Below are 10,750 nucleotides of genomic sequence, written 5' to 3'. Positions count from 1 at the left end.
AAGACCTAAAGCAAGGGCAAAATCAAAAGCCAAATCAATTACAAAATCAATTACAAAATCAATTACAAAATCAAGAACAAAATCAGTTAGATCAAGAATTAGATTTAAGTAATGAGCAAGCAATATCTCATGTTAGACAATACTATCTAACTCCTATCTTTACTGTAATTGCGCAAAAGAGTGAAGCTAATACTTTAGAGCAAATAAGCGCTAAATTAAAAGCTCTTCGTGACCACTTTTTTAACAAAGATCTCTTATCAACAACTGCCCAACAATTGTTAGAGGGTTTTGTCTCTACAAGATTGTTTAATCATGTTTTACGAGACTTAGTAAGAGAAAGTAATACCTATCTCGAAAACTTAATTCTTAGCATTGCTCAAGATCGTAATAGTTACAATAACCTAGAAAATTGTATCGGTGCACAATTGAAGTATTTCTCTTTAACTCTACCATGGGTTATTACGGTAGGTGGTACTAATGGTAAAGGCTCAACCGTACAACTTATACGTGAAATTCTACATGCCAATAATATTAGAGCTACCTTAAGTTTAACTAGTCCGCATTTTCTTACATATAATGAACGCATTTTACTTGGTGAGGAAAAAGTAAGCGATAACGATTTAGCTTTTGTTTTATTACTAGTAGATCTTGCTATTTCCTTATTTACTAAGTTTAAAGCAACTAAAGATCAATCTCTAAATCGAGCTAGAGAAGAGGCAAAAGTAACTGCATTAGTTAGTGAAGTTAAAAATAACAAAACTCAAACCTATGCTAATTTTGCCCAACAAAATACCTTTGCGGCAATGTTTTTAGCTTATTTAAAACCGATTAGTGTTTATATCCAAGAAGTAGGTATTGGTGGGGGTTATGATGCTGCTAATGCTATAGATGCTCACACGGCGATTGTAACGAGTGTTGGTTTTGATCATACAGCGATGTTAGGAGATACTTTAGAAGAAATTGCTCAGAATAAAATTGCTACAGCAAGAGTTAATAATACGACCATCTTTTGTGAAGATAAAAGTTTAGTTGCTGAGGCTGTTAAGTATCCAGAGCAATTTATTTCACTTAGAGAAAGATCTACTGATGATCTTCTGCAGGTATTTATAGATAAAAACGGTTGTAGGGAAGAACATAAATGGCGTGATTACCTATTAACTCTTCAAGAACAAATTTCTCCTTTACCAACGAATGTCAAAAATATCTACGCTAGTCTTTATGCTGTAGATTCTCTCTTTGCTACTTTTGTGCAGATGCAAAAGCTTTATTCAAATATGAATAAAGAAAATAATATTAATGATAAAGACTGCAATACTACTAATAAAGAAATTCAATCTATCAACAAAGAGGCACAAGCTACCAGCAGAGAAAGTAATACGACAGTTTCTCTTAATCATAATCAGATCCTATTAGAGCATTGTAGCAAGTTAGAGAAACTTAAGAATCTGTATGAGTTAGAAGAAACTAATGAACATGATCTATTTGGTAATGAAACACGCTATGCATTACGTAATGCGAGTAACTTTTGCTTAGGTAAATTACAATTACCGAGACAGTTAACTCTGTTAAATACGCTAGGCAATGTAAATGTCTCATCTTACGAGTTAAAGAATATAACAAAAGATCAGTTTGGCATTAAAGAGGTTCTTAAGAGTTTTCAAGTAAAAGGCAGAATTGAGCCTCTAGATCATTTAAGTTTTAGTAAACTTTATAAGCATTTAGCAGCGAAATTTTTAGCTGATGGTCAAGGCGAAAATCATAATGTAGATTATGATAATAGTCTAGATAGAGACAGTAAGCAAGAGGCTGAGAGTAAGAAAGATACAGAGTGCAAGCAAGATATAACTGATTTACAACTGCTAAAATCTCAGGCTAAAGATTTAACATTTTTAACTCCTATTTTGCTAGATGTAGGACATAATCCAGCAGCTCTTGAACATACTTTAAAAGCTGTTATTGAAAAATATCAGGCAACTGATGTAGTGTATGTTTTTGGTTTAGGTAAAGAGAAAGACTTACTAGGTTGTTTAGAAGTTTTAAACAATAAATATCCAGAAGTAAAAGAAATAGTTTTAACCGGTTTTGAGCATCCCAGTAGAGGTGTATCTTTAGCTGATTATTATCAAAAACTTGACTCAATGGGCAGTCAAGTTACAAATGAACAGTTATCAAGCGATCTGGTAACTGAATTCTTAACTAAAAAATTGCATTCTTATTTTAAAAAGGTTAAAGTTAAAGCGACTTTAGAAAGTGCTGTAACCTCTGGTATTGCTTCGGCTATTAACTTGACTCAAGTTACAAGTAACATAACAACAAACCTAAAAGTACCAGATAAAGAAAACCAGCAAGGAAAAAGTGTAAGTAGCAAAGAAGAAAAAGCCAATAAGCAAGTTGTAGTGATCATTGGTGGAAGCTTCTATTTACTCGCAAATATCTATGCTTGGTTGCAATAGTTGCTTAACTTACGTTTTGCTAAATTTTGATAGTTAAGATAGCAAATGGTAAATTTTGTTAGTTTTTTTATCATTATTTAGAGTTTCTTGCTATAATAAGAACGTAGGCTATGGCGCTTTGATCTGATTTAAGCGTTAAACTCTACACAAGTTTTATCTTTTTGCGTATAAGTGGATAGCGTAGTTGCTATGCACTGGGAGATCTGTTTGGCTCTAGTTCTTACGTGGAGCTGGCTTGAAACAGATTCAAATATCAATTACTTTTTTGCACCTCAAATGCCAATGGCATTTATGCAAAACCGATTTGCATATAGTTTACCCATGACCACTTTGGATTCAAAAGAAACCGAATTAGAATTAGAAAATCCGACCAAATTCCTAACAGAAGATGATCTGACTCCAGAGAACTTTGGTAGCTATTTAAAACAAAAGCGTAACGAGCTAGGTCAATCGCTTGAAGAAGTTCATAAAGTAATTCACGTAAATATTCGCGTGTTACGTGCTTTTGAAGCGAATCAATTTACTAATATTGAAGACTTTGAAGCTGTATATTTACGCATGTATCTCAAAAAATATAGTCATTATTTAGGTATCCCAGATACGATTATTGATAAACGTATTTTTATAGATACTGCTAAGCAAGTAAATAAAGCTGCTAAAATAGTACCAATTGATGACCAAGTAACAACTACTAAGCCGCGTAAATCTTCAAGTTACGCCTCGGACAGTTACTTAGCTACTAATCGTCGTCAACCATCGAAGTTACGTGTTCTTGTTTTCTCCTTAATCACCTTAGTTATTGTGGCATGTATTTGTGTCGTTGTATACCAATCTTCGTCATTTAACAATCCACAAGCAACAGTAAGTGAACAAACAACTGTTCAAACAGAAACAAGAGCTCAAACAAGTAACGCTCCAACTACAGTAAATAACACTGAAGTAAACTTACCTTTACAACCAGGTCCAGCAATTGTGCCTAATAATGCAGAAACTGCTACACAAGAACAAGCCCAAGAGCAAGAACAAGCACAGACTCAACAAATTCTTGCCGAAGATGGTACTGTTATTCCAGAAAGCGGTTTATTTGTTAAGTTTAAAGGTGATGTTTGGACGCAAGTAACGCAAGGTAAGGCTGGACAACCAAAAGTTTATAAAGACGGTCAAACCCTAACACAACCTGCAGGTGATTTCTCTGTAGTATTTGGTAATCTAACTAATATTGCTTACATTTATTACAATGGGCAAAAAATTGACATTACTGATGCTACTCCTAAACGTATGAAGTTCTCTGCTCAAGGTTTAGTGCAATAAATTATTTAGAAACGAACTCCATGGCTTTCATGGGGTTCTTTCTGTGTCTAAGAATAAGAATAATTAACGATAGCTTAGCTTAAAATCAGCTTTAAATATGATGATTGTGTGGAGTTTAGAACCTTAAAGTGAAAATCGCGTATAATAAGCACATACAGAATTTTAAGCATATTGAGATAAAAATCAGCCTGAATTGGCATATATTTTTATGAGCAGTGAATTTAAAGTAATCGGCAATCGCCGTCCAACCCGTAAAATTTGGGTTGGTAAAGTACCAGTAGGTGGAGATGCTCCTATTTCGGTACAATCAATGACAAATACTCGTACTACTGATGTACAAGCTACAGTAGAACAAATTAAGCGTTTAGAACGTGCTGGGGTGGACATTGTCCGCGTTTCAGTGCCAACTATGGACGCAGCTCATGCTTTTGCAGAAATTAAAAAGCAAGTAGAAGTTCCTTTAATTGCAGATATTCATTTTGACTATCGTATTGCGCTGCAAGTAGCAGAATACGGTGTTGACTGTTTACGTATTAATCCAGGTAATATTGGTAATGAAGAGCGTATTCGTCGAGTAGTGGAAACAGCTCGTGATAAGAATATTCCTATTCGTATTGGAATTAATGCCGGTTCACTAGAAAGAGATATTCAAGAAAAATATGGAGAACCTACTCCAGAAGCTCTAGTTGAATCTGCTTTACGTCACGTTGATTATTTAGATAAATTAAATTTTGATAATTTTAAAGTTTCAGTTAAGGCATCTAACGTTGATTTAGCAGTAGCTTCATATCGTAAATTAGCTCAAGCTCTACCAGAAGTACCTTTACATCTAGGGATTACCGAATCTGGTGGCTTTAGATCTGGTACAGTTAAATCTTCGATTGGTCTAGGAATGCTATTAGCGGAAGGGATTGGTGATACTTTACGTATTTCTTTAGCCGCTGATCCAGTTGAAGAGGTGAAAGTAGGTTTTGATATTCTAAAATCTTTAGGCTTACGTAAACGTGGTATTAACTTTATCGCCTGCCCAACTTGTTCACGCCAAGAGTTCGATGTTATTGCAACCGTTAACGAGCTTGAACAGCGTTTAGAAGATGTAATTACTCCTTTAGACGTATCTGTAATCGGTTGTGTAGTAAACGGTCCTGGTGAAGCTCTAGTTGCCGATATGGGGGTAGCTGGAGGTATGCATAAATCTGGCTTCTACGAAGATGGAGTGCGTGTAGGTCGTTTAGATAACGCTAATATGATCGACGAATTAGAAGAGAAAATCCGTGCACGTATCATTCTTGAACAAAATCGTATTGCAGTTAAAGAAACTGAATAAAACATAGTTAAGCAAACTAAAAATATACTATAGTTATTTATTACTCATTAGATATAGCTAATGAGTAATTTTAGAGGTTTTATGAGTAAGACGTTAAAAAGTCTACGTGGTTTTAACGATGTATTACCACAAGATACTTATTTCTGGAATCAAACTTTAAAAACATTAGAGCAAGTTTTAGATCAATACTGCTTTAATGAAATTAAAGTTCCTTATTTAGAGTCAACAAGTCTGTTTGCTCGAGGAGTGGGGGAAGCAACCGATATCGTAGAAAAAGAAATGTTTTCTTTTACTACTAACGATGGAGAAAGTGTAAGTCTACGTCCCGAAGGTACAGCAGGTACTATGCGTGCATGTATCGAACATGGCTTATCTTATAACCAAGAACAAAGACTATATTATTTTGGTCCAATGTTCCGTTATGAGCGTCCGCAAAAAGGTCGTTACCGTCAGTTCCACCAATTAGGAGTTGAGGTTCTTGGGATTCGTAGTGCGGCTCTAGATGCTGAAGTTTTAATTATGTTACAGCAAATGTGGCAAGCTTTAGGCATTGACGAATATGTAACTTTAGAATTAAATACTATTGGTTCGGCAGAAAATCGTGCAGATTTTGGTAAAGCCTTAGTAGCTTATTTAGAAAGCTATAAAGATCAATTAGATGCTGATTCACAAAGACGTTTAGGATCAAATCCTCTACGTATTCTTGATTCTAAAGATGAGCGCACACAAAAAGTACTTGAAAATGCACCTACTTTAGAAGATTTTATTAGTGAAGAATCTAAAGCTTACTTTGCCGAGTTGCAACAAATCTTAACCGCAAATGGCATTAAATTTGTAGTTAATCCAAAATTAGTGCGTGGCTTAGATTACTATAATGATACAGTTTTTGAGTGGACAACTACTCGTCTTGGTGCGCAAGCAACTGTATGTGGTGGTGGACGTTACGACCGTTTAGTTGAAATCTTAGGTGGACATAGTACCCCAGGCTTTGGTTTCGGTCTAGGTTATGAGCGCCTATTACTATTAATCGAAGAAGTTAAAGGTCGTTTAACAACTCCAAACGCTGATATTTTTATTATTAATGACGGAGACGTAGCTGCTAAAGGCTTACAAGTTGCAAGCGCTTTACGTGCTGCTGGTCTACGCGTACTTAATAATACTGCTGGCGGAAAACTGAAAAAACAATTCACTAAAGCAGATAAATCAGGTGCTCGTTGTGTAGTTATTGTTAATGAAGATACTTTAGCTAACGACATTATTGTTTTCAAAGATTTAGCTACCGGTCACCAAGAAGTTGTTGCTATAGATGACTTTGTTGCTAAATGTAAAGTTTAGAATATTGTTTTGCGCTAATTTGGATTTTAGTGTATACTTAAGAACTATATATAGCTAGGTTTTCTTCTCGCTGCTTATGAGAAGAAAGTGATCCAGAATTTTTTTACAAGACCAAGTTTTTGGAATAAATAACATGGCTTATACAACTGAAGAACAAGATTTTGCCTCGTTTATGTCCAAATTGCGTCAGCTATTACCTTTAATTCTGACCGCAGTTTTTCTAGGAGTGGCAACTTACTCTTTAATTAGCTGGTGGAAAAACCATGCTGAATCACAAAAAGTAGCAGAGTATCAAGAGTACAAACGTATTATGAGTATCCAAAATGATGGTACTACTAATGACGACGTACGTAGTGAAATGCTTTTAAAATATTTAAATGATCATCCGAAAAAAGCTTTAGCTGCTATTGGGGTAATTAATCAAGTTAAATACTTAAGCGAGGGTGGTAAATACGAACAAGCATTAAAACTTGTAAGTGCTATTCCAGATAATAATGAATTCTCACCTGAGTTAGTAGCAATTACTAAAGCTAAACTTTTATTACAAGTTGGTCGTGGTGAAGAAGGTATTCCTGCTTTAGATAAAGTTAAAAATGGTCCATGGTATGTAGACGCTCGCGCTTTAGCTGGTGATATTTACTTTGCTGCCTTAAAATATGATCAATCATATGCTGAATATAATAAAGCAAAATCATATTTATTAAATTTAACTAATCACGCAGACGCAAATACTAATACCGCTGGTTTACAAGAACAATTAGGTTTTATCCAAAACCGTTTAAACATTGTACAATCTGCAAGTAAAAATGGTACTTCAGAAGCTACAACTAGCGAAAGTACAACTGAACAAACAGAGCAATCGGCTCCAGCTTCAGGTAATTAATACAAAATATAAAAGCTAAGGGCTCAAGATAATATCTTGAGCCCTTAGCTTATTCTGAATTAGGAAATTTAAGAGCTTAAAGCAAGGTGCGCAATGGCTGAATTAAGCTACTTTTACTGCTGCGTCTAAAGCAACTTTCATCATATTAGTGAAAGTTAATTGACGTTCTTCAGCTGTAGTATATTCTTCACGTAGAATGTGATCTGAAATAGTTAAGATACAACCAGCTTTAGCGTTGTATAAATCTGCAATTGGGAATAATGCTGCAGATTCCATCTCAACTGCTAAGAAGTTATATTGTTTTAAAGTTTGGAAGAAACTTGCATCTGGAGAATAGAATAAATCTGCAGAGAAAGCTTTACCTACTTTAACATCTACGTTGTTTTCTTTTGCAGCTTCAACCATTGCTGCAATGTTTTCGTATGAAGCAACTGCAGAATAGTCGTGACCAGCTAAACGTTGACGGTTGATTTTAGAATCAGTTGACGCACCTGTAACGATAATTACGTCACGTACGTGTACATCATCTAATACCGCACCTGCTGAACCAACACGGATAATGTTTTTTACACCGTAGAATTTATATAATTCTTCAGCATAAATTGCAATCGAAGGCATCCCCATACCGTGACCCATAACAGATAAACGTTTACCTTTATAAGTACCAGTATAACCAAACATGTTACGTACGCTATTAAATTGCTTAACATCTTCTAAGAAAGTTTCAGCAATGTATTTAGCACGTAGTGGGTCACCTGACATTAATACTGTTTCTGCAATATCACCAAATTCAGCAGCATTGTGAGCAGTTGCCATAATAATTCCTTATAAATTAAAGATTGTAAGAAAAGACGGTTAAAAGTTAAGTTGTTTTGCTTAAAAAAGCAAGACTAGAAAATAGGTTTACCAGTTTCAAAACCAGGTAAGTCTAAATATTTAGCTACGGTTGCACCGATGTCAGCAAAAGTTTCACGTTTACCGTGGTAACCTGCAACAGCGCCCGGACCAGTAAATAATACCGGAATATGTTCACGTGTATGTTCAGTACCTGGCCATGTTGGATCATTACCGTGGTCAGCAGTGAAGATTAATAAATCACCTTCTTCTAATAAAGATAGTAATTCAGGAACACGTGAGTCGAAGTATTCTAAAGCTTCACCATAACCTTGTGCATCACGACGGTGACCAAAGTCCGAGTCAAAGTTTACAAAGTTAGTAAAAACAATAGTTTTATCAACAGCCGCTTTAATTTGCTCAATTGAACGATCAAATAGCTCTTCTAAGCCTGTTGCTTTTACTTTTTTACAAATGCCTTGATGGGCGTAAATGTCGGCAATTTTACCAACAGAAACTACAGTACCACCATTTACTTGGTTTTGTACTAAAACTGTGTCTGATGGAGGTAAAATTGAGTAGTCACGACGGTTACCTGTACGTTGGAAGCTACCTGCTTTATCACCAACGAACGGACGAGCAATTACACGACCAACAGCTTCAAAGTCTTTATTTAACTCTTCACGTACTAATTCACATAATTGCAGTAATTTTTCTACGCCAAAAGTTTCTTCGTGCGCAGCAATTTGGAAAACTGAGTCGGCCGAAGTATAGAAAATAGGCTTGCCGGTTTTCATGTGTTCTTCACCTAATTGATCAAGAATCACTGTACCTGAAGCATGGCAGTTACCTAAGTAACCAGGAAGACCTGCTTTTTCTACAATGCGATCTAAGAATTCTGTTGGGAATGAATTTTCGTGCTCTGGGAAATAAGTCCAGTCAAATTTTACTGGGCAACCTGCAATTTCCCAGTGACCTGATGGAGTATCTTTACCATTCGAAACTTCTTGCGCATAGCAATAAGAAGCTTTAGGGTCTAGTAAAGATGGATCCATATTTGCTGGGTATGCACCAGTTGAGTGTTTGTAAGCTTCTAATAAACCTAATTTTGTTAGGTTAGGAAGTTTTAAGCTGGTTTGACCATTGGTTGTTTTGCCATCAGCAAAAAATTGGGCAATATGACCTAAAGTATCAGAACCTTTATCACCGTATTTGTCAGCGTCATGCGCATGACCAATACCAAATGAATCAAGGAGCATGATAAAAACACGTTTTTTCATAAAAATGCCTTGGACTTAAAAAATTTATAAGAATTATCATTTATAGCGAGAAATCGGTAAAGATAAGGTTAAATTTATAAAAAATTAAAGCATTTAACCTTTCTTAGATTTTGCTCTTCTTACTGCACAATTATAGCCGATTTAAGGCTAATTCTGGGAACTTTTTATAGTATTAGTAACCAGTGCTAACTTGAGTCGTACTTTTACCTGTATCAATTAAGGCTTTAATATCATTAAAGATCCCTGAAGCCCCAAAACGGAAAGTTTCAGGTTTAATAAATTGTTCACCTAAGATACTTGCAGCAAGATTAATGTACTCCATTGCTTGAGCAACTGTACTTACCCCACCTGAAGCTTTAAAACCTGTAGGAGCATTATTAGCTTTAATTACGTTAAAAATAACTTTAGCCGCTTCTAAAGTAGCCCCTTGTCCGTGTTTACCCGTAGAAGTTTTAATGAAATCTACTTGGTAATCGATACAAATTTGTGAAGCTAAAGCAATTTGGAATGGAGTTAATGAACCAGATTCTAAAATTACTTTAATACGTGGTAAACGTTTAGCTTTAGTTGCTGCAGTTAAGGGGTCTAAGTATGGTTTTAACAGAGTTGATAACTCTTGATAAGCAGGGCAAGCTTTTACTGTTTGAATGTCGGTAAATTCAGGAGCTTGTTGCGCCGTTAGCTCTTGTAGTTTACGCCATGGGAATACATAGTCGATTTCATCAACTTGTTGTTCTAAAGCGTAAGCTAATTCATAGTTAAAACGTGCTTGATCTAAAGCTCCGTCTGGGAAGTTAATAACGGTTGCTACAGGAATACTATCTTGAAGGATTTCTTTAGCATAGCCTGCAAATTGTTTGTAAACACAAACGGCAGCAGTTTGTCCGTAAGTAGAATTAGCTTTTTCGCATAAAGCAGCTGTTGATTGATAAGTATCAGAATCGTTTAAAGAAGTTAAATCAGTTAGACTTAGTACTAATTTAGCTTGTTCACTTGGAGTTAAATTTTGAAACATAAGCTTGTCTCTAAAGCAATTATCTAAAGCAAAAAGAAAACGTAATAAACGTGGATTGTAAAAATTGTTTTTCGTGTATATTTTACTCTGCTTTTAGCACAAAGAAAAAGAAAAGTTACGGATTTGCCACATGAGTCACAAAAAAAAGACAGCTTTGATTATCAGCTGTCTTTTTTTGTTTATGACCAAGCGTAAATTGCGCCAATAGTTGACATAATAAACGTACCGGTCATAAGAATATTAATAATATTGGTAATATATTTTTGGTTATTTAAGACTTTAGTACTTACGTCTTTATGGATTACATATAAG

At 35.2% G+C, this 10,750-nt stretch carries 8 protein-coding genes; 5 read left to right on the top strand and 3 right to left on the bottom strand.

Features of this window, described 5'->3' with window-relative positions; translation table 11 throughout:
* From CKF58_RS03105 to CKF58_RS03085, 5 genes are all read left to right on the top strand, one after another.
* On the top strand, positions 1 to 2,453 hold a 2,453-nt coding region (locus tag CKF58_RS03105; RefSeq protein ID WP_425451204.1), incomplete at its 5' end, for a glutamate ligase domain-containing protein.
* Positions 2,454 to 2,774: 321 nt separating this feature from the next.
* Positions 2,775 to 3,764 carry a helix-turn-helix domain-containing protein gene (locus CKF58_RS03100; RefSeq protein WP_222987677.1) on the top strand — a complete coding sequence of 330 codons (990 nt, stop codon included), beginning with the start codon at positions 2,775 to 2,777 and terminating at the stop codon, positions 3,762 to 3,764.
* A 208-nt stretch (positions 3,765 to 3,972) separates the two neighbouring features.
* Positions 3,973 to 5,091: a flavodoxin-dependent (E)-4-hydroxy-3-methylbut-2-enyl-diphosphate synthase gene (ispG, locus tag CKF58_RS03095; RefSeq protein WP_119530863.1), complete on the top strand. Its 1,119-nt coding sequence runs from the start codon at positions 3,973 to 3,975 to the stop codon at positions 5,089 to 5,091.
* An 81-nt stretch (positions 5,092 to 5,172) separates the two neighbouring features.
* On the top strand, positions 5,173 to 6,426 hold the full coding sequence (gene hisS, locus CKF58_RS03090; RefSeq protein WP_119530860.1) for a histidine--tRNA ligase: 1,254 nt from the start codon (positions 5,173 to 5,175) through the stop codon (positions 6,424 to 6,426).
* Positions 6,427 to 6,559: 133 nt separating this feature from the next.
* Positions 6,560 to 7,309 (top strand): tetratricopeptide repeat protein, encoded by a 750-nt coding sequence (locus tag CKF58_RS03085; protein ID WP_119530857.1) that lies wholly within the window; start codon positions 6,560 to 6,562, stop codon positions 7,307 to 7,309.
* A 102-nt stretch (positions 7,310 to 7,411) separates the two neighbouring features.
* Here the strand turns inward: CKF58_RS03085 and deoD are convergent, their stop codons facing one another.
* The 3 genes from deoD to deoC all read right to left on the bottom strand — a co-directional run bounded on the left by deoD (position 7,412) and on the right by deoC (position 10,438).
* A complete protein-coding gene (gene deoD, locus CKF58_RS03080; protein ID WP_119530854.1) occupies positions 7,412 to 8,125 on the bottom strand; it encodes a purine-nucleoside phosphorylase in 714 nt (237 codons plus the stop codon).
* 74 nt (positions 8,126 to 8,199) lie between these two features.
* A complete protein-coding gene (locus CKF58_RS03075; RefSeq protein ID WP_119530851.1) occupies positions 8,200 to 9,423 on the bottom strand; it encodes a phosphopentomutase in 1,224 nt (407 codons plus the stop codon).
* A gap of 172 nt (positions 9,424 to 9,595) precedes the next feature.
* On the bottom strand, positions 9,596 to 10,438 hold the full coding sequence (gene deoC / locus CKF58_RS03070) for a 2-deoxyribose-5-phosphate aldolase (RefSeq protein ID WP_119530848.1): 843 nt from the start codon (positions 10,436 to 10,438) through the stop codon (positions 9,596 to 9,598).
* Positions 10,439 to 10,750: the final 312 nt, after the last annotated feature.

The organism is Psittacicella hinzii, assembly GCF_003585935.1.
In the GTDB taxonomy this organism is placed as follows: Bacteria; Pseudomonadota; Gammaproteobacteria; order Enterobacterales; family Psittacicellaceae; genus Psittacicella; species Psittacicella hinzii.
Note: the sequence above shows the minus strand (reverse complement) of the source record. Positions and strands in the feature narration are given on the sequence as shown.